Origin of the sequence: Streptococcus sp. 2020WUSS084 (assembly GCF_044427445.1) — a bacterium.
In the GTDB taxonomy this organism is placed as follows: Bacteria; Bacillota; Bacilli; order Lactobacillales; family Streptococcaceae; genus Streptococcus; species Streptococcus suis.
Genome location: NZ_JAOTGC010000013.1, coordinates 15,764 through 38,533 on the forward strand (window position 1 = coordinate 15,764; position 22,770 = coordinate 38,533).

Below are 22,770 nucleotides of genomic sequence, written 5' to 3' on the forward strand. Positions count from 1 at the left end.
ATGCAAGTAAATCGATTATTTCAATACAATACCTTAGGTGCCTTGATGGCAGGTCTTTACGGTGGGTCTCTGACAGTAGGTGAATTGTTAGAACATGGTGATTTGGGTTTAGGTACACTGGACTCTATTGATGGTGAGCTGATTGTCTTGGATGGAAAGGCTTATCAGGCCAAGGGAGCAGGGGAGAAACCAGAAGTGGTTGAAGTTCCAGCTGATATGAAGGTTCCCTATGCGGCGGTCATTTTCCATGAGGCAGAAGTGATTTTCAAACAACGCTTTGAAATGACTAGCGATGAATTGCACCAGCGGATTGAATCCTATTATGATGGTGAAAATCTTTTTCGTTCCATCAAAATCAAAGGGGCGTTTTCGCATATGCACGTGCGCATGATTCCAAAATCGGCTTCTGATGTCCGTTTTGCGGAGGTGGCAAGTCGCCAGCCTGAGTATACCGCTGAGAATATTTCAGGTACTATTGTTGGTATTTGGACGCCAGAAATTTTTCACGGGGTCAGTGTAGCTGGCTATCATTTGCATTTTATTTCGGATGATTTGACATTTGGCGGGCATGTCATGGATTATGTTATCTCAGAAGGAATGGTGGAAGTGGGGCCAGTAGATCAACTAGACCAACGTTTTCCTGTTCAAGACCGCCAGTATCTTTTCGCTAAGTTCAATGCTAAGGAAGTTAGAGAAGATATTGATAAGGCGGAGTAGGCTTCAATACAGAAAAATCCATGAACTAGATTTTCATGGATTTTATTTTATCTTCAGTTGGGGTGACACGGAGGGTCTTCTGACCTCGGTAGGTCACAAAACCAGGTTTGCCACCTGTCGGTTTGTGAAGTTTCTTGGCTTCAATCATATCGACTTGGACCAGATTGGAATGTCTGGCCTTAGAGAAGTAGGCTGCTAATTCAGCTGCGTCTGTCTTGACCTCGTCACTTGGGGCCAAGTTATCTGTGATGACCACGTGACTGCCTGGAATGTCTTTGGCATGGAACCAGAGTTCGCCTTTTTTGGCCATTTTAAAGGTCAACTCATCATTTTGTAGGTTATTTTTCCCGACCAGAATAATGGTTTTCCCGTCCGTCGCCAAGTATCGCTCAGGTTTCTGACGCTTATGGATTTTCTCACGGTGGCGACGTTTGAGGTAGCCTGTTTCAATCAATTCCTCACGGATTTCATCGATTTCTGCCAGACTAGCCTGTCCTAGCATGGTGTCAACGGACTCCAGATAGACAATGGTTGCCTTGGTTTCCTCAATCAAGTTGGTCAGGTGCTTGACCGCCTCCTTGAGTTTCTGGTACTTCTTGAAGTACCGCTGGGCATTTTGGCTAGGAGTCAAAGCCACATCCAACTCAATCTCCAGTTCCTTGCCCGTATAGTAGTTGTCTAACCGCACACTCGACTGGTCATTTGGCACTTGATGCAGATAGGTGGTCAGGAGCTCGCCCTTTTGCCGCACCAACTCCGCCGTCTCCGTATCCGCCAATTCCTGCTCCTGCTTGATTAGTTTCTTGCGATTTTTCTCCAACTCACTGGCTACCCGCTTGATCAGCTCATTGGCCTGCTGGGCCACCCGATCCCGCTCCGCCTTATCCTGATAGTAGAAGTCCAGCAGACTGCTCAGGCTCTCAAAGTGTGGCTGGTTTTCAGGGCTATTGGCAAATGGCAGAGCAGCATAGGATTTGTCTGTCAGGCTAGGCTGAGTTGCCTGGTCAAAAAAGGCACGGAAGTTCTTCAGGCGGTCTATCTGCAAATGATTGGCCAGTTCAGAAGCCGTATCCCGACCCAAACCTTGAAAGACCTGTTGGAGATTTTTTGGACTCAGTTCCTGAGTCGATAAGATTTCAAACAATTTCTCGTCAGACACCGTATAAGGATTGAGAGAATGCGTCTCCGGTGGACGAATATAGGTGGAGCCTGGCAAGATGGTTCGGTAGGAATTTTGCGAGAAACCAACGTGCTTGATAGCCTCAATAATCTTCTGTTCAGACTTATCTACCAAGATGATATTGCTGTGCTTGCCCATGATTTCCACAATCAAGGTTGCTTGGATATGGTCGCCAATCTCGTCCTTGTTGGACACCGAAAATTCTAAGATACGGTCATTGTCCAACTGACGAATCTCCTCGATAATGGCTCCCTGCAAGTATTTCCGCAGAATCATGGTAAAGGTATTGGGCACTTTTGGATTGGTAAAGTCCGACTGGGTCAGCTGAACCCGACCGAAAACCGAATGGGCGGACAGAAGCAATTTATGGCTCTGACGGTTGCTGCGGATGTTGAGGACAATCTCTTGTTCAAAGGGCTGGTTGATTTTCTGAATCCGCCCACCTTCTAAATTGGCCCTTAACTCAGCCGTCATGTGATGTAAAAAAAATCCGTCAAAAGACATGGTTTTCCTCTTTCTAATAGCTATAACTCAGTCTAGTATATCATAAATCAGTGACTTTTTAACGAAGGGGACTAAAAGAAGTATTCTTATATTTTTATAAATTATTGACAAATTCTTTAATTTATATTAAAATTGAAAATGGTTACAGAGTTATTAAATTTTTTAAGCTAGAAGTACCAACTAATAATTGAAATAAAAGGATGTTATCGCTTTAAGGCGAGCAGGAACCTATTTAAATGAATCGATACGATATATGTCGATTTCTTTTAAGTAGGTTCTTTTATTTTAAGTTTAAAGGAAAATTTATGATCATAAAGCGTGTATTAAATCATAATGCAGTCATAGCACAAAATAATAAGAACGTTGATATCTTGTTGTTTGGTAAAGGAATTGCATTTGGAAAGAAGGTCGGAGATGCGATCCCACCTTCTTCGATAGAAAAAAGTTTTTTGCTCAAGAATAGCGATAATATGAATCGCTTTACGGAACTATTTATCGATGTTCCTATTGAGTTGGTTTATGTTTGTGAGAAAATAATAAATTTAGGAAAGATAACACTTGGAAATCATTTTGATGAGATTATTTACATCAATTTGACAGATCATATCAATTCTAGTATAGAAAGACATAAGGAAGGAGTAGTCGTTACGAACCCTCTTAGATGGGAAATTGCCAAATATTATAAAGAGGAGTTTGAACTTGGGAAAAAAGCATTATCCATCATAAAAAAAGATTTACATGTCGAACTCCCAGTTGATGAAGCAGCCTTCATCGCTTTGCATTTTGTCAATGCGAATTTGGAAAATATTTTTCAAGAATCTTATCGTATTACTGGAATTATCATGAAGATTGAACAAATTATTCAAGACTATTATTCTACAGAATTCAATCAAGATTCTATTGATTACTACCGATTCATCACACATGTTAAATTGTTTGCTCATCGTTTGGTAGAGGGGAATGAATACCATGATGAAGATGATGTGGATCTTTTAGAATTAATGAAAAAGAAGTATCCAAGAGAGTACCAATGTGGAACTCGAGTAGCGGACTTTATTCGGTTAGAATATGATTATCTACTGAGTCCAAGTGAATTAGTCTATTTAATTGCTCACATTCGGCGTTTAACAAAAAATTTATCATAAGGAGTCTATTATGAAGTACAAGAATACTGCATTGGCAATCCTAGAGGCAGTCGGAGGAGAAAAGAATGTTCTTCGTGCAACCCATTGCGTTACTAGATTGCGACTGGAATTGAAAGATGAGAATATCGTGTCCGATGAACGTGTTAAATCCATTTCTGGAGTACTCGGTATTATGAAGAAAAATGGACAGTATCAAATTATCTTAGGTAATGATGTAACTAATTACTATAAAGAATTTACTGCATTAGGAAAATTTGATTCTGATTCAGTTCAACAGGTTAAAAAAGCAAATGTCTTAGAACAAGTCATCGAGTATATCGCTGGCTCTATGACACCACTTATTCCAGCTATGCTTGGTGGAGGTATGATAAAAGTTCTAGTCATTGTCTTACCGATGCTGGGGCTTTTAAAAGCGGATTCCCAATCTATTTCATTTTTAGCCTTTTTTGGAGATGCACCATATCACTTTATGCCGATTTTTTTGGCCTACTCAGCTTCACAAAAACTCAAAGTTACACCTGCTTTAGCCATGTCGGTCGCTGGTATTTTGCTACATCCTAATTTTGTTCAAATGGTATCTTCAGGTGATCCACTTCATTTTTTAGGTGCCCCTGTTACACCTGCTAGCTATGGTTCATCAGTTATTCCAATTCTTATTATGGTTTGGCTAATGAAGTATATTGAAGCTGTTTTCAACAAGGTCACTCCAGCTGTAACGAAAAGTTTCTTACAGCCAACCTTGGTCCTGCTTGTTTCAGGTTTCATAGCTTTAGTTCTTGTTGGACCTCTCGGCGTTATTGTTGGTGAAGGATTATCGCAATTGGTTGAACAAATGCATGGTGTAGCTGGTTGGTTAACTTTAGCAGTTCTTGGAGCAATCATGCCATTTATCGTTATGACCGGTATGCACTGGGCTTTTGCACCGATTTTCTTGGCAGCTTCAATCGCGACACCTGATGTATTGATTCTACCAGCGATGTTAGGTTCTAACTTGGCACAAGGTGCCGCTTCTATGGCAGTCGCATTTAAGAGTAAAAATAGTAACACGAAACAAATAGCCTTTGCAGCTGGATTTTCAGCTTTATTTGCTGGTGTCACTGAGCCTGCTTTATATGGTGTTACTCTAAAGTATAAAAAACCATTGTATGCAGCAATGATTGGTGGTGGTCTAGCAGGATTATTTGTTGGTTTGACAGGTGTAAAAGCATACCTTTTTGCAGTACCTTCTCTCATTGCTTTGCCACAATTTATTTACTCTGAAGCAGCTTCAAACATTACTAACGCTATGATTGCTGCGGCAATTTCAATTATTGTCACATTTATTTTGGCCTATTTCCTAGGTATCGATGAAGAAACGTCAACAGTTAATTTAGAAAAAGTAGCACCTGGCATTTCAAGTAGAAAAAATGTCTTCTCTCCGCTTTCAGGTCAAATTCTCCCTTTAGAAAAAGTAAATGATGCAACATTTTCAAAAAAAATGCTTGGAGAAGGAGTTGCAATTATCCCTAAGGATGGAAAAGTCTATGCTCCATTTGACGGGGCTGTTACCAGTCTTTTTCCAACAAAACATGCAATCGGTTTAACAAGTGATGAAGGGGTAGAGTTGCTTATCCACTTTGGATTAGAAACAGTCGAGCTAAAAGGAAGAGGTTTTGTAAGTCATGTTTCAGATGGGGAAAAAGTTGAAAAGGGTCAATTGATGCTGGAAGTGGATGTAGAAATGCTTGTCGCAGAAGGGTACGATATAGTGACTCCTGTAGTTGTTACAAATACACAGGAATATCTGGATGTTCTCTTGCTTTCGACAAAAGAGGAAGTCAACTATGCTGATGATTTATTAGCAGTCTTATAATTCGAGGAGGGTATATGTCAATTTTTCCAGACAATTTCTTATGGGGAGGAGCAGTAGCTGCAAACCAAGTAGAAGGTGCATATAATGAGGGAGGAAAAGGATTATCCGTTCAAGATGTTCTCCCCAATGGTGGACTGGGTGAAGCTACCCAAGAACCAACGGAAGATAATTTGAAATTAAAAGCTATTGATTTTTACCATCGATACAAGGAGGATATAGCCCTGTTTTCAGAGTTGGGATTTAAGGTATTTAGAACATCAATTGCTTGGAGTAGAATATTTCCGAATGGAGATGAAGAATTTCCAAATGAAGAAGGGCTACAGTTTTATGATGAACTTTTTGATGAACTTCTAAAGAATGGTATAGAGCCTCTTGTAACTCTTTCTCACTATGAAACTCCCCTGTATCTTGCAAGGAAATATCATGGCTGGGTGGATAGAAAAATGATTCAATTTTTTGAAAAATTTGCTCGTACAGTTTTTGAACGATACAAAGATAAGGTTAAGTACTGGTTGACATTTAACGAGGTCAATTCTGTCTTAGAACTGCCTTTTACAAGTGGTGGAATTGACTTGCCGAATGAAGAACTTTCAAAACAAGATTTATATCAGGCCATTCACCATGAACTTGTAGCTTCTAGTCTTGTTACCAAAATTGCTCATGAAATTATTCCGGACTGTAAGGTTGGCTGTATGGTCTTAGCTATGCCGACCTATCCAATGACACCCAATCCTGAAGATGTTTGGGCGGCTCATGCCTATGAAAATTTGAACTATTTATTTTCGGATATACATGTTAGAGGATATTATCCTAATTATGCCAAAAGGTACTTTAAAGAAAATGGCATAAAGATTACTTTCATGGAAGGTGATGAAGAGTTATTAAAAAATAATACGGTTGATTTTCTCTCCTTCAGTTATTATATGAGTATTACTCAGGCAGCAGATCCATCAAAATATTCATCTGGAAAAGGAAATATCTTGGGTGGTTTGGTCAATCCTTATTTAGAAGCTTCTGATTGGGGTTGGCAGATTGATCCAATTGGTTTAAGATTGACACTAAATCGTTATTATGATCGATACCAGATTCCTTTATTCATTGTTGAAAATGGTTTGGGAGCTAAAGATCAGCTAGTGAAGGATGAGGCTGGTGGTTTGACTGTTCATGACGATTATCGAATTCAATACATGCAAGAACACCTTTTACAAGTTGCGGAGGCGATACAGGATGGCGTAGAAGTCATGGGTTATACTTCTTGGGGCTGTATTGATTGTGTATCTATGTCTACCGCACAATTATCTAAAAGATATGGACTAATTTATGTTGATAGAAATGATGATGGAAGCGGCAGTCTAACTAGATATAGAAAGAAATCATTTTACTGGTATAAAGAAGTTATTCAATCCAATGGCAGTATCCTGGGCAATAGCTCAAAATAGACTCTTAAGGTATTAAAAAGTTTTCAGAAAATTTAATCAAAAGTATTGACAAAGTGATTTTGATACCGTATAATCATCTGTAATCAGAAGAAGTAGTAAAGCAGAAGTCTTCAGGGAGCCTGTGGTGCTGAGAACGGGTGGCGGAGTTTTATGAAATGGGCTGATGTGCATTTATGTCTATTTTATGACGTCGTTAGTCGGTCTTGCCGTACCACCAGTACTGCCTTCGCCCGACTGCCTAGTCCTAAAATGCCCTAAATTCACAAGGATTGTTTGGCATAACATACTTTACGTAGACTGTTTTGGCTGAGTACGAGGCAGGTCGACGCAGCTTATACTAGCGGTATAGCAAGGAGAGCTAACGAAGTAATCAGCCAAAACAGTCACGCAAATGAACTTAAAACAATGATAGTTCGGTCGGCACACCTTACAGTGCAACTCCTTGTTAGAGGAGATGAGATATGGGAGGATTCTAGACAATTCCCATAAGTGAGGTGGCACCGTGTCATTGACGCCCTCGCAGGAAGTTTTTTCCTGCGGGGGCTTTTCCATTGTCTTCGTAGATTGCTTTTATATTGCGTCACGTTCGGCTTGCCTAACTTGAGTTATGTCTGCGCCTCCGTTCCTTATCTAAAAGCAATCTACTTTGACAATTATTAACAAAACGAGGTAATCATGATGAAACGATGGCGATGGTGGGATAATATATTGATGACGTAGAAATTGTATATTGTGTATTTTACGAGGAGAATGAATATGTTGAAAAATAAAAATTTACTTGCTACAATTGTTGCCCTTACTGTTATGGTAGTTGCTGCTTTGTTTATGACACAGAAAGAGCAGAGCAATTCATCTACATCAACGGAGAAAGTTAAAATTGGGGTCCTCCAATTTGTGACGCATGATTCACTAGACGAAATTTACAAGGGAATCAAAGCAGGACTTGAAGAAGGGGGTTATACCACAACGGATAATTTAGAAATTGATTTTATGAATGCTGAGGGTGATCAATCCCAAGTTCAAACCATGAGTAAAAAATTGGTGGACAATGGCAATGAATTATTGATTGGTATCGCAACACCTGCTGCACAAGGTCTTGCTAATGCAACCGCAGAATTACCCATTATCATGGGGGCTGTAACAGATCCAGTCGGAGCCAACCTGGTGACGGATTTGAAAAATCCTGGTGGAAATATCACAGGGGTATCTGACCAAACACCAGTAGCAGACGCAGTTTCTCTCATTAAAGAAATTACACCAGACGCTAAAACTATCGGTGTCCTCTATTCTTCAAATGAGGACAATTCAAAAATTCAAGTAGCGGAATTTAAGGCAGCAGCAGAAGAGGCTGGCTATACTGTTCTTGAATATGCAGTTGCTTCTAGTAATGAAATTGCAGCGACAGTAGAGGTCGCAAGTAGTAAAGCAGATGTTCTCTTTACACCAGTAGACAACACAGTTGCCTCAGCATTTTCAACTGTCGTATCTGTGGCAAATAAAACCAAAACTCCGATTTTCACCAGCGTAGAAGATATGGTAGAAGGCGGAGGTATCGCATCTGTTACCCTTAGCCAATATGACTTGGGTGTGGCAACTGGTAAGATGGCTGCGAAAATTCTTGATGGTGCCAATCCAGAGGATACACCTGTACAAATCTTTAACGAGGGTACCGTTGTTGTCAACCAAAAAGTTGCTAAAGAATTAGGAATTACCTTGTCAGATGATGTGATTAGTAAAGCAAGCAAGGTTATCGAATAAGAGATAAGAGAAAAGGAAAAATATGATTGTATCAACAGTTTCACAGGCTCTTTTATGGGCTGTACTAGGTTTGGGAATATTCGTTACCTTTCGGATTCTGAATTTTCCTGATATGACGACAGAGGGCTCTTTCCCGCTTGGAGGAGCGGTTGCTGTTACCTTATTGACGCAAGGAGTTCATCCTATCTTGGCTACTCTAGCAGCAGTTCTTGTTGGCTGTTTGGCGGGCTTTGTCACAGGCTTGCTTTATACCAAGGGGAAAATTCCCACTCTCCTGGCTGGTATCTTGGTCATGTCTTCCTGTCACTCTGTCATTCTATTTATCATGGGTAGGGCAAATCTAGGCTTACTGAATACCAAACGTTTACAAGATTTCCTTCCTTTTTCTGAGCAAATCAATGGTCTCTTACTAGGTCTAGGTAGCCTAGCGGTGGTGATTGGTGCCTTGATGTTCTTCCTCTATACTCGCCTTGGACAGGCCTTTATTGCAACAGGGGATAATCCAGATATGGCTCGCAGTTTTGGTATCAATACAAGTCGAATGGAGTTGCTAGGTCTTGTTCTTTCAAATGGGATCATCGCTCTTGCAGGTGCCTTGATTGCACAACAAGAAGGCTATGCGGATGTGTCGCGTGGTATTGGTGTCATTGTGGTCGGTATGGCTAGTCTGATTATCGGTGAGGTAATTTATGGTAACCTTACTATGTTAGAACGGTTCTTGGCCATTGTTGTTGGAGCGATTTTCTATCAGTTCTTAATTTTGGTGGTCATTTCCCTTGGTATCAATACCAGCTACCTCCGTATCTTCTCGGCCATGATTCTGGCAACTTGCCTCATGGTTCCTGAGTTGAAAAATAAACTTCTGAAAGGAGCTAGTCTGTCACGATGAAAGCAATTGTTGAATTAAAAAATGCCACCAAGGTGGTGACAAATGGTTTTGATGAAGAACGTGTGATTTTGGACAATGTCAATCTGACCATCTATCAGGGTGATTTTATTACCATTTTGGGTGGAAATGGGGCTGGGAAGTCAACCCTCTTTAATGTCATTGCTGGAACCCTACCCTTGACTAGTGGTTCAGTCCATATTCTTGGTGAGGACGTAACCAATTGGCCTGCCGAAAAACGTGCTAAGTATCTGGCACGTGTTTTCCAAGATCCTAAAATGGGTACAGCGCCACGGATGACGGTGGCAGAAAATCTACTGATAGCTAAGTATCGTGGCGAGGGACGGGGCTTAGTGCCACGCAGATTGGCCCAACAGACGGAAGAATTTGCCCAGCTTTTGCCGAGAGTGGGAAATGGTCTGGAAAAACATCTGGATACGCCAGCAGGTCTCTTATCAGGTGGTCAACGTCAGGCATTGAGTTTGTTGATGGCGAGTTTGAAACAGCCTGAACTCCTGCTCTTGGATGAGCATACCGCAGCTCTTGACCCCAAAACCAGTCAATCCTTGATGCAGTTAACAGACGAATTGATTGCGACCAAGGGAATGACGGCTCTCATGGTCACTCACCAGATGGAAGATGCGCTGCGTCACGGTAATCGCTTGATTGTCATGAAAAATGGTCAGATTATTCAGGACCAAACGGCTGAAGAAAAATCCAAGATGAAACTGGAAGATTATTATAAGTTGTTTGATTAAGAACCTGTGTGGATAGTTCGCAACTTCCAACCAAGTTTGGTTTTGGCTAAAACTGAATCTTATATCAAACACATCATTTGTGAATACAGGTCTAAAGTCTGGAGTAATCCAGGCTTTTATTATCCTTTGAATTTTTAGTTAAAAAGCAGTATAATATATTAAATATATCAAGAGGTGCTGTCATGGATAAATTGGTTTTTGAAAGCTTAGCTGACTTGGGAATGGACTACACCATTGTAGAGCATCCACCAGCTCGGACAACTGAGGAAGCAGACCGTTACATTGAAGGGTTAGAAGGAGTACGGACCAAGTCCATGTTTCTGACTAATAAGAAAAAGACTGCATTTTATTTACTGATCATGGATGACCAGAAGCAGCTGGATATGGACCAGTTTCGTGATTTGGTGGGAGCCAACCGCATTCGGATGGCCTCGAGTGATAGCTTGATGGAAAAAATGCACTTGCCTGCGGGTGCGGTATCTGTTTTTGGCTTGTTACATAATGTTGACAAGGATATTCAAGTCTTTTTTGATAAAGAAATCCTATCCGAACCCATTCTAACCTTCCACCCCAATGTTAATACGAAAACAATTTTTGTAAAGACAGAGGATGTTTTACGTTTTGTCGAAGAGATTGGCTTTTCAGCAACGATTGTTGACTTGGGGTAACAAAGATGAGAAAATGTTTAGCTATTTGTAGTCTGTTGTGTTGTCTTTTTTTGGTAGGATGTCGGACAGGAGCAGCTTATCAGGCAGAGATTGAACCGATGGAACAATCAGAATTGTATACGGAAAAAGAGATTGAGGCGGCTATTCTTGTAGTTCAAGATTACTTTGATCACCATTTTAACAGTTGTAAATTGCTGACTATCGGTTACAGTGGTGATAATGAAAAGGAATTTGATGAGTGGGCGGAGCACTATGGTGCAGAGGAAGCTATTATCCTAACTTCGTCTTTTAAGGTAGCAGCTGAGGGGGCAGAGCCCACCTTAGAGCCTAATAGTACCCATACGGATTGGAAATGGATTTTAGTGCGGAATGTTGGTGGTAAGTGGGAACATAAGGGACATGGTTACTAATGTATATGTAGAACTTCGTTGATTTTCAGCGGAGTTTTTTGTAAATTTTCTTGAAAAAATGTATAATAGAAGCGATAGCTATTTAGGAATTTCTATTTAAAAGTTGCTTTGATGGTTGAATATAATGTTGAACCAAAGTGTGTCATTTGCAAATAGAGCTCCGACATAGCAGACTGTAATTCGACTTGGAACTCCCAAGGACCGTTGGTAAGAAAAATAAAATGGACATCTGTGGGATGTCCAAAAGGAGTAAAGATGAGTACAATTAAAATTATGGCTCTTGGGGGTGTGCGGGAAAATGGAAAAAACCTGTACATTGCCGAAGTGAATGAACATATTTTTGTTTTGGATGCAGGGGCAAAGTATCCTGAGAATGAACAGTTAGGTGTGGATGTAGTCGTCCCTAATTTCGATTATTTGGAAGAAAATAAGCACCGTGTAGCAGGGGTCTTTTTATCTCACGGGCATGCGGATGCTATCGGAGCACTTCCTTATCTCTTGGAGAAAGTGAAAGTGCCAGTATTTGGTTCGCACTTGACTATCGAATTGGCTAAGCTACTTGTCAAGGGGAATAATGCTACTAAGAAATTTAATGATTTCCATGTTATCAATGCTGACACTGAAATTGATTTCGGGGATTCAGTGGTATCTTTCTTTCAGACGACCCACTCTATTCCAGAGAGTTTAGGAATTGTCGTTAAGACGGATGAAGGAAATATTGTCTACACAGGTGACTTTAAGTTTGACCAGGCGGCAGATAAGTTTTATCGTACGGATTTTGGGCGATTGGCTGAAATCGGTAACGAAGGTGTGTTGGCCCTCTTGTCAGACTCAGCTAACGCAGATAGCAATGTTCAAGTAGCGAGCATGCATGAGGCTGGGGAGGAAATTCTCAATACGATTGCTGACTGTGATGGGCGTGTTATTGTGGCAGCAGTTGCCAGCAATATTGTACGTATTCAACAGATTTTTGATGCAGCAGAAGCAACTGGTCGTCGTGTCGTATTGACAGGACATGATGTGGAAAACATTGTCCGAACAGCGATTCAATTGAAAAAACTTCGTTTGGTCAGCGAACGCCTGTTGGTAAAACCAAAGGATATGAACAAGTATGAAGACCATGAATTGATTATTTTAGAAACTGGTCGTATGGGCGAGCCGTTAAATGGATTGCGTAAAATGTCTATCGGTAGACATCGCTACGTTGAAATCAAAGAAGGTGATCTAGTTTATATTGTTACCACTCCAAGTATTTCAAAAGAAGCGGTTGTTGCCCGTGTGGAGAATTTGATTTACAAGGCTGGTGGTACCGTAAAATCTATCACAAAGAATCTTCGCGTATCTGGGCATGGGAATGCGCGTGATTTGCAGCTTATGCTCAACATCATGAAGCCTAAATATCTTTTCCCAGTTCAAGGGGAGTATCGTCAATTGGATGCTCACGCTAAGGCTGCGCTTGAAATCGGTATGTATCCAGAAAACATTATCATCGTTAAGCGTGGGGATGTCATGGCTTTTGAAGAGGGGGATTTTGTCCATAGCGGAGCGGTTCCTGCTGGTGATGTCATGATTGACGGAAATGCCATGGGCGATGTTGGAAATATCGTCCTTCGTGACCGTAAGATCCTCTCAGAAGACGGTATCTTTATCGTGGCTATCACTGTCAACCGCCGTGAGAAAAAAATCATTTCTAAAGCCAAGGTCAATACTCGTGGTTTTGTCTACGTGAAAAAGAGCAAGGACATCTTGCGTGAGGCATCAGAATTGGTGAATACAACGGTGGAAAATTACTTTACAAAGGATAGCTTTGACTGGACAGAGCTTAAGAGTGCTGTTCGCGATGATTTAGCAAAATTCCTCTTTGACCAAACCAAACGTCGCCCAGCTATTTTACCGGTAATTATGGAAGTCAAGTAAGCTGATTTATATACATAAGAAGAGCCGAGGGAAACTCAGGCTCTTTACCATAAGGAGAAGATTTATGGCAATAATGAAAATTGAATACCACTCAGAAGCTCTAGATATGTCTAGACAGGTTACGGTTTTATATCCAGATCGAAATCGTGTGGAAAATCCTGATGACAACGACATTCCTGTCCTATATCTTTTGCACGGTATGGGAGGAAATCAGGATTCCTGGCTGAATCGTTCTACAGTGGAACGGTTGGTTCGTTATACCAATCTTATCGTGGTTATGGTCAATACAGATAAAGGCTGGTATACCAATACCACCTATGGCATGAATTATTATAATGCTATTGCAGTAGAGTTACCTCAAATTCTCAAACGATTTTTCCCAAATATGTCTGACAAGCGGGAGAAGAATTTTATCGCTGGTTTGTCTATGGGTGGTTATGGGACCTTCAAGATTGCCATGATGACCAATCGTTTTTCACACGCAGCTTCGCTTTCAGGCGCATTGTATTTTGATTTTGATAATCCAGCGGCAGCAGAATTGGGAAGTCTTTCGTATTGGCGAGGAGTATTTGGTGACATTTCTGATAAACAGAATCCAAATAATTTGTTAGAAATTGCTAAACAATCCGATAAAAAGACCAAATTTTATGCCTGGTGTGGTGAGGAAGATTTTCTCTTTGAGGGGCATCAAAAGGCAGTTGAGGAGTTAAAAGAGCTGGGATTTGATATAGAGGCAAGTTTCGGACCTGGTAAACATGAGTGGTACTACTGGAATCAGCAGATTGAGAAGGTATTGGCTTGGTTGCCAATTGATTTCAAATTGGAAGAAAGACTGTCCTAGTTTTTAAGAAAAGTTTCAGAAATTATGGCTATACTAAAACCTATTTCTAGAAAGAGGTATAGTCTATGAAACTTATTGGAAATATTCTACGGTGGATTTGGCGGATATTTTGGGGTCTGATTTGGTTATCAATGGTGTTATTGGCTTGTGGTCTAGGTCTGTTATTCTATTTTCAACAGGAAGCAGCGCCTCAGATGTTACAAACTCTAGCTCAAGAAGTGCAATTGATGGTCAAAGGGCAGTCTGAAGTGACGATTGAAGAAGGTGTTAATACCATTAAACACCTGACTACTGATACGGTCAATACAGCCGATCATGGTCGATGGGAAAGCAATACTGCGACTGTTTACCTTGAAACCCAGAATCCAACATTTGTAGCTGCCTATGAAACAGCCATTGCAAATTGGAATGCGACAGGGGCCTTCACTTTTGTGATGACAAGTGATCCAAATCAGGCTGATATTATTGCGACTGAGATGAATGATGGAAATACCCAGGTAGCAGGTGAGGCCGATTCAACGACTAACTTATTGACAAATTATTATAGCTTTGTAACGGTGCGTCTAAATAGTTTTTATTTATCAAACGACCAATATGGTTATGATGAGGCTGGGCAAAAAGCCCAGCACCGCTTCTCAAAGTTAGTGTCAACATCTCAGCGCAGTGGTTGATTGGCAGATTTGTTCGTGTTTTACACTCCAAATCTAACCTAATCAACTGTGCGGGGGTGGGAAAACGAACTCTTCTATGAATGGTTGAGTTCTTTCCCGCTCCCACAGCTGAGCATGAGTTGGGCCATGCTATTGGTCTAGATCATGAAGATAGTCAGACCTCCGTTATGGAATCGGCAGGTTCTAATCATGGTATTCAGCAGGCAGATATTGATGCGGTCCTTGCCTTGTATTCAGAATAGAAGGGAAAATATGCTTCGAATAATTACAAACACAATAAAACGTTATCCTGAGCAAGCTCTGCTCTTTCTCTATAATGCTGGGATTTTTGCATGGATGCAGTCTACCAGCCATTCGATTATGGAACAAATCGGTATAGATAGCAACTGGTTTGATAAAATCCCCGCACCTATCAAGGCCTGGACAGGTGCAAGTCTAGAGAGTATGCAAACCTTACTCAATTCTTCCGCTTGGGGATGGCTGATTGTATCTATGATATTGATGTTGGTCATCCGCTTTGTCAAGGGCTTGATTAAGTTTGTCATCATGCTGATTATTATCGGCGGTGGTCTTTACCTGCTCTGGCAGAATAAGGAATTGCTTAGCGGTTTGGTCTAAATATTTTTTGAGAAGGACAGTGACGGTAAAGTCGCTGTTTTTTGTTGAAATCAGAAAAAGGATTCCGCACTGTTACCCTAAATTATGGTACAATATTTTTATGATTATTCTAAGTGGAAACAAGATTGAACGCTCATTTGCGGGCGAAGTTTTATTTAACAATATCAACATTCAAGTGGACGAACGGGATAGGATTGCCCTTGTCGGAAAAAATGGAGCAGGCAAGTCTACTCTGCTCAAAATCCTTGTCGGAGAAGAAGCAGCGACCAGCGGTGACATTTCAACCAAGCGTGATTTGTCCCTTTCTTATCTGGCACAGGATAGCCGTTTTGAGTCGGAAAATACAATCTACGATGAAATGCTCCATGTCTTTGACGACCTGCGGATGACGGAGAAACGCCTGCGGTCTATGGAAGAGCAAATGGGCAGTTTGTCTGGTAATGAACTCGACCAGCTCATGAAGACCTACGATAGTCTGTCGGAAGAATTTCGTCTGGCTGGTGGTTTTAATTATGAGGCAGACATCCGTGCTATTTTGAACGGCTTTAAGTTTGACCAGACCATGTGGGACATGAAAATCTCTGAGTTATCAGGTGGTCAGAACACTCGACTTGCTCTGGCAAAAATGCTTCTTGAAACCCCAGAACTCTTGGTCCTCGACGAGCCGACCAACCACCTGGACATTGACACGATTGCCTGGCTGGAAAACTACCTCGTGCATTACAAGGGAGCCTTGATTATCGTCAGCCATGACCGCTATTTCTTGGACAAGGTGGCGACACTGACACTGGATTTGACCAAGCATTCCTTGGACCGTTATGTGGGCAATTATTCTCAGTTTGTCGAGCTCAAAGAGCAGAAGTTGCAAACAGAGATGCAAAACTATGAAAAGCAGCAGAAGGAAATTGCCAAACTAGAAGACTTTGTCCAGAAAAATATCGTCCGTGCTTCGACCACCAAGCGTGCTCAGGCTAGACGCAAGCAATTGGAAAAGATGGAGCGACTGGACAAGCCAACAACTGGTCAGAAGTCTGCCAACATGACCTTCCAGTCAGACAAGACTTCAGGAAATATCATCTTGACAGTGGAAAATGCTGCGGTGGGCTACGATGGAGAAATACTTTCTCAGCCTATTTCCATTGACCAACGAAAGCTGGATGCCATTGCCATTGTCGGTCCCAATGGTATCGGAAAAACAACCCTGCTCAAGTCTATCATCGGAGCTCTGCCATTTATCAAAGGGGAAGCCAAGCTCGGTGCCAATGTGGAAGTGGGCTACTATGACCAGATCCAGTCGGCCCTGACGCCTTCCAACACCGTCTTGGAGGAGCTCTGGTCAGCCTTTCCGACCACACCTGAAGTGGAGATCCGCAACCGCCTTGGAGCCTTTCTCTTCTCAGGAGACGACGTCAAAAAATCCGTGTCCATGCTGTCTGGTGGGGAAAAAGCCCGCCTGCTCCTCGCTAAGCTGTCCATGGAAAACAACAACTTCCTCATCCTCGACGAGCCGACCAACCACCTGGACATCGACAGCAAGGAGGTCCTGGAAAATGCCCTCATCGACTTTGACGGCACCCTGCTCTTTGTCAGCCACGACCGCTATTTCATCAACCGCGTCGCCACCAAGGTGCTAGAAATCTCGGAAACTGGCTCCACGCTCTATTTGGGCGACTATGATTATTATTTGGAGAAAAAGGCAGAGCTGGAAGCAGAAGCCCTGCCTGAACAGATAGAAAGCACCAGCCAATCAGCCGGAGCCATGGACTACCAAGCCCAAAAGGAAAACCAAAAAGAGCAACGAAAACTGGCCCGCCGCATCGAGCAAATCGAGGCAGAAATTGACAACATCGAAAACCGCCTAAGCGAGCTCAACCAAGCCATGCTAGAAACAAACGACATCGACCAGCTGACCGATTACCAGAAAGAAATCGACCAACTGACAGCCCAACAAGAAAGCCTCATGGAAGAATGGGAAGCATTATCCGAGCAGATGGGCTAGGTTGACAGGGAGTTGACAGTCTGTCAGAAACGCTATCAAATCAAGCCTGCAAGCAGGTCTTGCGATGAAAAAACTCTGTCGCAAAATTCTCTTGCGGTCAAAAATGTTATTTGCAAGCCAGCCTTTCTTGGCAAAGATCGACCGACGAGCTAAGATAAAGTTAGGACCTGCCAGACAGGGCCTAGTGAGGAGAACGAAATGAACTTTGGACAACAAATCAAAGACTTACGGAAGAAGGAAGGTTTGACCCAGGAACAGTTTGCCCTCAAGCTCAATGTGACACGGCAGGCTGTTTCCAACTGGGAAAATGACAAAAACCTACCCGACTTGGAACTCTTGATTCTCATGTCCTCTGTCTTTTCAATCTCCCTAGATCAACTTATCTTAGGAGGAACTGACATGAACAACATGACAGAAAAACTTGTCAAGGACGGTCGCGAAGGCCGCCGTACCCAGATGCACCTGACTATTACCATTGTCGGAAGCTTTCTCATGGTCTTAGGATTTGTCTGCTTTCTCATCAAGGCCAATTCCGTCGAATATGTCGATTCCAATGGCATTCTACACGAAAACTTCTACCTGCTCCCAGTCGGCTACTTGCTAGTTTTTACAGGAGCCCTTGCCACGCTCCTATCAGGACTAGCCCTGCACCGCTTTAGAAAAGAAAATACCTAACATGACCAAACACCCACGTTTCCTTAATAGCGACCAATTTTTCGCCTGTCCACATTGTGGGCAGGCTCTTGGTCTTGACCTAAACAGCCTCCGTTGCCCCAACCGCCACACCTTTGACATCGCCAAGCAGGGCTACGTCAATCTGGCACCCCAGGTCAAGCAGTCCGCCAACTACCATAAGTCTAGCTTTGAAAACCGCCAGGCCTTTTTAGAGGCGGGCTATTACGATCATCTCTATGAGGCTTTGGAGGGGAAAATAGCAGAGCTGGGCTTACGGTCTGTCTTGGACATCGGCTGTGGGGAGGGCTTTTATTCCCGCAAATTAGCCGAGAAAATGAACTTGGACATTCTTGCTTTTGATATTTCCAAGGATTCCATTCTCTTGGCAGCAAGGTCGGACAGCACCAAGTCTGTCAAATGGTTTGTCGGTGACTTGACCAAGTTGCCCATTCAAGACAAGACCATTGACGGCATCTTGGACATCTTTTCCCCAGCCAATTATCATGAGTTTGCCAGAGTACTGAAAACTGGTGGGGCTATTCTCAAGCTGGTCCCAGGACCCAATCACCTCAAGGAGCTCCGCCATTTGGCCAAAGACCAACTCCGTAAGGAAGCCTATGATAACCAGGATATCGTGGACCATTTCAGGTCTTACGTGGGGCAGGTGGAGCAAGTGCTGGTCAGCCGGACCCTGCCGATTACAGCCGCTCATGCCCAAGTCTTGGCAGACATGACGCCCCTCTTTTTCCAAGTGGACCAGTCCAAGCTGGATTTGAGTCAATTGACGGAGATAACGATTGAGGGACTGCTCTTGATTGGAACTTTATAAAAAATGAAACCGCCTCTGAATACCAGAAGCGGTTTTGCTTTATTTCTCAAATTCTACCTTGCTTTTCACATCGCCGTATTCTTCAGCGACTTCTTTGCTGAGGATATCAGCGTAGCTGGCAAGTTGGATGTCTTGTCCGTATTTTTTGCGGAGGGCAGTTGTGACTAAGCGGTAGGCCAGGTTGGCATTGCGAGACAGGATTGGTCCGTGGAAGTAGCTGCCGAAGGTGTTTTTATAGTGCATTCCTTCGCCGCCGTCTTCCTTGTTATTGCCATTACCATAGACCACCTTGCCCAGAGGTTTTTGGTTGTCAGCTAGGAAGGTGCGGCCTTGGTGGTTTTCAAAACCGTAGTAGGTTTCGTTGAACTCCTCATTGTGAATTTTGATGTCACCGATATAGCGGTTATTGGTCTGGTTGAGGGTGTAGTGTCCCATGATACCTAGACCGTCAATCTTGCGGCCACCAGCTTCGATGTAGTATTGACCGAGCAACTGGAATCCACCGCAGATAGCCAACATGACACCATCGTTTTCGATAAAGTCTGCTAGACTGTCTTTTTTAGTCGGTAAATCTTTTGCAAGAATGGATTGTTCATAGTCCTGACCACCACCGAAAAAGGCGATGTCGTAGAAATCCTTATCAAATTCATCTGTCAGGGAAACGATGTCCACCTGGACACGAGCCCCCAGCTTTTCAGCCACATACTTGAGCATGAGAATATTGCCATTGTCCCCGTAGGTGTTCATCAAATCACCGTAAAGATGAGCGATGTGGAGATCGTAGTGATAGTCTTTTTCAGGACTTTTTAATGATGTATAGACCATTATTTCATCTCCTTTCCAACGGCTTGGCGTTGAGCCAGCAGGTCACGGAATTCGAGCATAGCCGTATAGGTGGCGAGAATATAAGCGTGTTGGCTACTCGATTGCTCAATCAAGGTCATGATGTCTTCCAGTTTCGGCGTTTCAATAATCTGGTCCTCTGGATAGCCAGTCACACGGAGACGACGGGCAATTTCAGACGAACGAACACCGCCTGCAAAGACTTGTGGAATGTCCATTTGAGTGATTTGTTCAAAGTCAGCATCCCAAATCCAGCTGGTGTCAATCCCGTCAGCGTAGTTGGCATTGAGAAGAACAGATAGGCTGAAATCGTATGGAGCCAGTTTCATCATTTCAATAGCCTGGGTTGCACCGACAGGGTTTTTAATCAAGACCAAGGTACAATCCTTCTCACCCAACTTAAATGTTTCTTGGCGACCGAAGACTGCCTTTGATTTGTCAAATCCTGCCTTGATTTTTTCAGGAGATACGCCGAAAAATTCTGCTACGCTGACAGCTGCTAGGGCATTGTAGATGTTGTAGAGGCCTCCGATGTTGATTTTGTAATCCTGACCATCAATGGCAAAGGTAGAAGAAGTATTGGTGATTTCTTTCAAGTCTGTCAACTTATAGTCCAGCTCTGGTCGGCAAAAGCCACAGTTGTTACAGATATAGCTGCCCAAGTTAGCGTAGGTATTGAGCTTGTACTGGATAATCTGGTGGCAATGTGGGCAGAGAACGCCTTCTGTATTGTAATGGGCCAGGCGAGGCTCATGCTCTTCCGTTGCAAAACCGTAGTATTTTACTGGATTGATAACGTTCGTCGAGTTGAAAAGCGGGCTGTCACCGTTAGCGAGAATGGTCGCCTCTGGTGCCTTGGCAGCCCCGTCCAAAATCATCTGGTAGGTGGTATAAATCTCACCGTAGCGGTCCATCTGGTCACGGAAGATATTGGTAAAGACGATCAGGCTAGGTTTGATAAAGTCGGTCACACGGGCAAGACTTGCTTCGTCAATCTCCAAGACGGCAATCTTCTTGCCCTTTTTATTTTTCTTGGCAGATAAAAATGTTGCCGTAATCCCTGTAATCATATTGGCACCGCTGGTATTGGTCGTGATTTCTCCAAATGCTTCCTGAAGAATACCGACTGTCAGTGCGGTGGTCAAGGTTTTACCGTTGGTACCTGTCACAACAACGACTTCATAATCCTTAGCCAAACTATCTAAAATATGTTTATCGAATTTGAGGGCAATTTTTCCAGGTAGGGTAGTACCACGTCCTAGTTTTTTCAAAATGAACTGGGAACTTTTTCCTGCTAGAATACCCAAAGCTGTATTTATTTTCATGGGACTATTTTATCATAAAGGTTGAGGATTTTCTAGAATGGAGTGTGTTGGAACGTGATATATTCCTGCAGTAAATCTGTAATATTTTTAACAGGAAGGTCACTATTTTCTAAAGAAAAGGGGAAAAAATATGGTATAATGAGTACATTACTATGTATGAGTTAGAAAGTATGAGAATGATATGTTAAACCTAAACCAGTTACTGGATACAGGGTATTGGTCGAGTTTGATAGCCAGTCCTTGGACCGCACTGTTGCACCTAATTGATATTAGTATAGTTGTTTATTTGATTTATAATTTTAGTAAGTCTATTGCAGGTACTAAAATTATGACATTGATTCGAGGGGTTTTTCTCTTCATTATTGTTCAGATTATAGCTAGTTTATTCGGTCTGCAGACGATTGCTTGGCTGATTAATCAAGTAATCACGTATGGGGTTATTGCAGCAGTAGTTATTTTTGCACCAGAGTTGCGCGCTATGCTTGAAAAACTCGGTAGAACAACTCAGATTTTTGGGACAAATACAGTGAGTGCAGAAGAAAAGTTAATTGTTGCTTTTCTCAAATCGGTTGCTTATATGTCTCCGCGTAAAATTGGAGCGCTTGTGGCAGTAGAACAAGCCCAAACATTGCAAGAATATAGAGCAACGGGGATTCCACTCAATGCGGATATATCTCAGGAATTGTTAATAAATATTTTCATCCCGAATACACCGCTACATGATGGGGCTGTAATTGTCAAGGAAGACAAGGTAGCTGTTGCTTGTGCTTATTTGCCCCTGTCAGAGAGCGCAGGAATTTCAAAGGAATTTGGAACACGACACCGTGCAGCCATTGGCTTATCGGAGGTATCTGATGCGTTTGTGTTTATTGTTTCTGAAGAAACTGGCAGTATCTCTATTGCACGAAACGGGATATTTAAACATGATTTGACTTTGGATGAGTTTGAAGCAGAGTTGCGAGCGACTTTTATTTCTGAAAATGTAGAGAAAAAGTCCATCTGGAAGCGATTAGGAGGTGGCAAACATGAACGATAAGTTTAAAGCTGTAAGTCACTTAGCCTTATCTATTTTTCTAGCATTGTTGCTCTTTTTCTATGCAACAACCACCAACTATAAAAATTCAGAATCAGCTGCACAGAACACGGAGTCAGAAACCTATGTTCACACACTTAACAATGTACCGATTGAGATTGAATATGATACAAATAAGTATTTTATTTCCGGATTTTCTTCGACGGTGGCAGTTGAATTAAGGGGCTCTAATCGTGTTCTCCTACAGAGAGAATCAGACGAGTCAACTCGGACTTTTCAAGTGACTGCGGATTTGAGAGAGTTGAGTGATGGGACACAAACTGTCAAGCTACAATTGACCAATTTGCCGGCAGGAGTGAGTGCGACACTGGCACCTGATGCGATTACCGTCAAGATTGGTAAAAAAGTTAGCAAGGCATTCCCAGTAGCAGGTCGAGTCTATAGTAATCAATTGGCAGAAGGTTACAGTTTGTCTAAGGTCTCAGTCAACCTAGACACCGTTAAAGTGACAACGGATGAAGAAACAATGGCTAAGATTGATCGAGTCGAAGCTGTTGCGATGGATGTGAGCAATCTGTCTGAGAATTATAGTGGCACAGCTAAATTACAGGCTGTAGACAGCGATGGCAATGTCTTGCCAGTTGTACTGTCTCAGACGGAAGCAAATATGCAAATTATACTTACAAAAACAAAATAAGAGGT

21 protein-coding genes and 1 pseudogene are annotated in these 22,770 nt (G+C 42.3%); 19 read left to right on the forward strand and 3 right to left on the reverse strand.

The window, feature by feature from the left end; all coding sequences use genetic code 11:
- Positions 1-717 (forward strand): acetolactate decarboxylase, encoded by a 717-nt coding sequence (gene budA / locus ODU50_RS07845; RefSeq protein WP_024385953.1) that lies wholly within the window; start codon positions 1-3, stop codon positions 715-717.
- Positions 718-742: 25 nt separating this feature from the next.
- On the opposite strand, the gene ODU50_RS07850 is transcribed toward budA, so the two are convergent.
- A complete protein-coding gene (locus ODU50_RS07850; RefSeq protein WP_105122015.1) occupies positions 743-2,401 on the reverse strand; it encodes an NFACT family protein in 1,659 nt (552 codons plus the stop codon).
- Positions 2,402-2,706: 305 nt separating this feature from the next.
- Here ODU50_RS07850 and licT point away from each other — a divergent pair, with 305 nt between their 5' ends.
- The 16 genes and pseudogenes from licT (at position 2,707) to ODU50_RS07930 (ending at position 18,867) form a co-directional block, all read left to right on the forward strand.
- The gene (gene licT, locus ODU50_RS07855; RefSeq protein ID WP_012775252.1) at positions 2,707-3,546 is read left to right on the forward strand and encodes a BglG family transcription antiterminator LicT; all 840 of its coding nucleotides are present in this window, start codon (positions 2,707-2,709) and stop codon (positions 3,544-3,546) included.
- A 10-nt stretch (positions 3,547-3,556) separates the two neighbouring features.
- Positions 3,557-5,398 carry a beta-glucoside-specific PTS transporter subunit IIABC gene (locus tag ODU50_RS07860; RefSeq protein ID WP_105148399.1) on the forward strand — a complete coding sequence of 614 codons (1,842 nt, stop codon included), beginning with the start codon at positions 3,557-3,559 and terminating at the stop codon, positions 5,396-5,398.
- A gap of 14 nt (positions 5,399-5,412) precedes the next feature.
- Positions 5,413-6,837, forward strand: coding sequence for a glycoside hydrolase family 1 protein (locus tag ODU50_RS07865; RefSeq protein ID WP_105148398.1), 1,425 nt, complete (start codon positions 5,413-5,415; stop codon positions 6,835-6,837).
- 756 nt (positions 6,838-7,593) lie between these two features.
- Positions 7,594-8,595 (forward strand): tryptophan ABC transporter substrate-binding protein, encoded by a 1,002-nt coding sequence (gene trpX / locus ODU50_RS07870; protein ID WP_105153436.1) that lies wholly within the window; start codon positions 7,594-7,596, stop codon positions 8,593-8,595.
- A gap of 22 nt (positions 8,596-8,617) precedes the next feature.
- The gene (locus ODU50_RS07875) at positions 8,618-9,484 is read left to right on the forward strand and encodes an ABC transporter permease (protein WP_024382426.1); all 867 of its coding nucleotides are present in this window, start codon (positions 8,618-8,620) and stop codon (positions 9,482-9,484) included.
- Positions 9,481-10,239, forward strand: a complete 759-nt coding sequence (locus ODU50_RS07880) for an ABC transporter ATP-binding protein (RefSeq protein WP_029175674.1) — start codon at positions 9,481-9,483, stop codon at positions 10,237-10,239. Before ODU50_RS07875 ends, ODU50_RS07880 begins: the two co-directional genes overlap by 4 nt.
- Before the next feature lie 182 nt (positions 10,240-10,421).
- Positions 10,422-10,907 carry a prolyl-tRNA synthetase associated domain-containing protein gene (locus ODU50_RS07885; protein ID WP_015647096.1) on the forward strand — a complete coding sequence of 162 codons (486 nt, stop codon included), beginning with the start codon at positions 10,422-10,424 and terminating at the stop codon, positions 10,905-10,907.
- 5 nt (positions 10,908-10,912) lie between these two features.
- Entirely contained in the window at positions 10,913-11,317 is a 405-nt protein-coding gene (locus tag ODU50_RS07890; RefSeq protein ID WP_002935678.1) for a lipoprotein, read from the forward strand.
- Positions 11,318-11,572: 255 nt separating this feature from the next.
- Entirely contained in the window at positions 11,573-13,234 is a 1,662-nt protein-coding gene (locus tag ODU50_RS07895) for a ribonuclease J (protein WP_024406880.1), read from the forward strand.
- A 64-nt stretch (positions 13,235-13,298) separates the two neighbouring features.
- Positions 13,299-14,075, forward strand: a complete 777-nt coding sequence (locus ODU50_RS07900) for an alpha/beta hydrolase family protein (RefSeq protein WP_105153435.1) — start codon at positions 13,299-13,301, stop codon at positions 14,073-14,075.
- A gap of 65 nt (positions 14,076-14,140) precedes the next feature.
- Positions 14,141-14,746, forward strand: coding sequence for a protease (locus tag ODU50_RS07905; protein ID WP_238145641.1), 606 nt, complete (start codon positions 14,141-14,143; stop codon positions 14,744-14,746).
- A 104-nt stretch (positions 14,747-14,850) separates the two neighbouring features.
- Positions 14,851-14,988: pseudogene (locus ODU50_RS07910) on the forward strand (matrixin family metalloprotease); the annotation flags it as partial.
- Positions 14,989-14,998: 10 nt separating this feature from the next.
- Positions 14,999-15,364: a hypothetical protein gene (locus ODU50_RS07915; protein ID WP_105153433.1), complete on the forward strand. Its 366-nt coding sequence runs from the start codon at positions 14,999-15,001 to the stop codon at positions 15,362-15,364.
- Between the two features lie 100 nt (positions 15,365-15,464).
- Positions 15,465-17,363, forward strand: coding sequence for an ABC-F family ATP-binding cassette domain-containing protein (locus ODU50_RS07920; protein WP_105153432.1), 1,899 nt, complete (start codon positions 15,465-15,467; stop codon positions 17,361-17,363).
- Between the two features lie 198 nt (positions 17,364-17,561).
- Positions 17,562-18,038: a helix-turn-helix domain-containing protein gene (locus tag ODU50_RS07925; protein WP_105153431.1), complete on the forward strand. Its 477-nt coding sequence runs from the start codon at positions 17,562-17,564 to the stop codon at positions 18,036-18,038.
- Between the two features lies 1 nt (position 18,039).
- A complete protein-coding gene (locus ODU50_RS07930) occupies positions 18,040-18,867 on the forward strand; it encodes a putative RNA methyltransferase (protein ID WP_105153430.1) in 828 nt (275 codons plus the stop codon).
- Between the two features lie 39 nt (positions 18,868-18,906).
- On the opposite strand, the gene gatD is transcribed toward ODU50_RS07930, so the two are convergent.
- Both gatD and murT read right to left on the reverse strand, forming a co-directional pair.
- The gene (gatD, locus tag ODU50_RS07935) at positions 18,907-19,692 is read right to left on the reverse strand and encodes a lipid II isoglutaminyl synthase subunit GatD (protein ID WP_105153429.1); all 786 of its coding nucleotides are present in this window, start codon (positions 19,690-19,692) and stop codon (positions 18,907-18,909) included.
- A complete protein-coding gene (gene murT, locus ODU50_RS07940; RefSeq protein ID WP_105105898.1) occupies positions 19,692-21,035 on the reverse strand; it encodes a lipid II isoglutaminyl synthase subunit MurT in 1,344 nt (447 codons plus the stop codon). Before murT ends, gatD begins: the two co-directional genes overlap by 1 nt.
- A gap of 181 nt (positions 21,036-21,216) precedes the next feature.
- On the opposite strand from murT, the gene cdaA reads away from it, so the two are divergent.
- Positions 21,217-22,071 (forward strand): diadenylate cyclase CdaA, encoded by an 855-nt coding sequence (cdaA, locus tag ODU50_RS07945; RefSeq protein ID WP_002940536.1) that lies wholly within the window; start codon positions 21,217-21,219, stop codon positions 22,069-22,071.
- Positions 22,061-22,765: a YbbR-like domain-containing protein gene (locus ODU50_RS07950; RefSeq protein ID WP_044755353.1), complete on the forward strand. Its 705-nt coding sequence runs from the start codon at positions 22,061-22,063 to the stop codon at positions 22,763-22,765. The genes cdaA and ODU50_RS07950 overlap by 11 nt, the downstream gene beginning before the upstream one ends.
- Positions 22,766-22,770: the final 5 nt, after the last annotated feature.

What these genes read in the sequence shown, in the direction of transcription:
- budA (WP_024385953.1), top strand. Translation starts at nt 1, where the DNA reads ATGCAAGTAAATCGATTATTTCAATACAATACCTTAGGTGCCTTGATG.
- ODU50_RS07850 (WP_105122015.1), bottom strand. Translation starts at nt 2,401, where the DNA reads ATGTCTTTTGACGGATTTTTTTTACATCACATGACGGCTGAGTTAAGG.
- licT (WP_012775252.1), top strand. Translation starts at nt 2,707, where the DNA reads ATGATCATAAAGCGTGTATTAAATCATAATGCAGTCATAGCACAAAAT.
- ODU50_RS07860 (WP_105148399.1), top strand. Translation starts at nt 3,557, where the DNA reads ATGAAGTACAAGAATACTGCATTGGCAATCCTAGAGGCAGTCGGAGGA.
- ODU50_RS07865 (WP_105148398.1), top strand. Translation starts at nt 5,413, where the DNA reads ATGTCAATTTTTCCAGACAATTTCTTATGGGGAGGAGCAGTAGCTGCA.
- trpX (WP_105153436.1), top strand. Translation starts at nt 7,594, where the DNA reads ATGTTGAAAAATAAAAATTTACTTGCTACAATTGTTGCCCTTACTGTT.
- ODU50_RS07875 (WP_024382426.1), top strand. Translation starts at nt 8,618, where the DNA reads ATGATTGTATCAACAGTTTCACAGGCTCTTTTATGGGCTGTACTAGGT.
- ODU50_RS07880 (WP_029175674.1), top strand. Translation starts at nt 9,481, where the DNA reads ATGAAAGCAATTGTTGAATTAAAAAATGCCACCAAGGTGGTGACAAAT.
- ODU50_RS07885 (WP_015647096.1), top strand. Translation starts at nt 10,422, where the DNA reads ATGGATAAATTGGTTTTTGAAAGCTTAGCTGACTTGGGAATGGACTAC.
- ODU50_RS07890 (WP_002935678.1), top strand. Translation starts at nt 10,913, where the DNA reads ATGAGAAAATGTTTAGCTATTTGTAGTCTGTTGTGTTGTCTTTTTTTG.
- ODU50_RS07895 (WP_024406880.1), top strand. Translation starts at nt 11,573, where the DNA reads ATGAGTACAATTAAAATTATGGCTCTTGGGGGTGTGCGGGAAAATGGA.
- ODU50_RS07900 (WP_105153435.1), top strand. Translation starts at nt 13,299, where the DNA reads ATGGCAATAATGAAAATTGAATACCACTCAGAAGCTCTAGATATGTCT.
- ODU50_RS07905 (WP_238145641.1), top strand. Translation starts at nt 14,141, where the DNA reads ATGAAACTTATTGGAAATATTCTACGGTGGATTTGGCGGATATTTTGG.
- ODU50_RS07915 (WP_105153433.1), top strand. Translation starts at nt 14,999, where the DNA reads ATGCTTCGAATAATTACAAACACAATAAAACGTTATCCTGAGCAAGCT.
- ODU50_RS07920 (WP_105153432.1), top strand. Translation starts at nt 15,465, where the DNA reads ATGATTATTCTAAGTGGAAACAAGATTGAACGCTCATTTGCGGGCGAA.
- ODU50_RS07925 (WP_105153431.1), top strand. Translation starts at nt 17,562, where the DNA reads ATGAACTTTGGACAACAAATCAAAGACTTACGGAAGAAGGAAGGTTTG.
- ODU50_RS07930 (WP_105153430.1), top strand. Translation starts at nt 18,040, where the DNA reads ATGACCAAACACCCACGTTTCCTTAATAGCGACCAATTTTTCGCCTGT.
- gatD (WP_105153429.1), bottom strand. Translation starts at nt 19,692, where the DNA reads ATGGTCTATACATCATTAAAAAGTCCTGAAAAAGACTATCACTACGAT.
- murT (WP_105105898.1), bottom strand. Translation starts at nt 21,035, where the DNA reads ATGAAAATAAATACAGCTTTGGGTATTCTAGCAGGAAAAAGTTCCCAG.
- cdaA (WP_002940536.1), top strand. Translation starts at nt 21,217, where the DNA reads ATGTTAAACCTAAACCAGTTACTGGATACAGGGTATTGGTCGAGTTTG.
- ODU50_RS07950 (WP_044755353.1), top strand. Translation starts at nt 22,061, where the DNA reads ATGAACGATAAGTTTAAAGCTGTAAGTCACTTAGCCTTATCTATTTTT.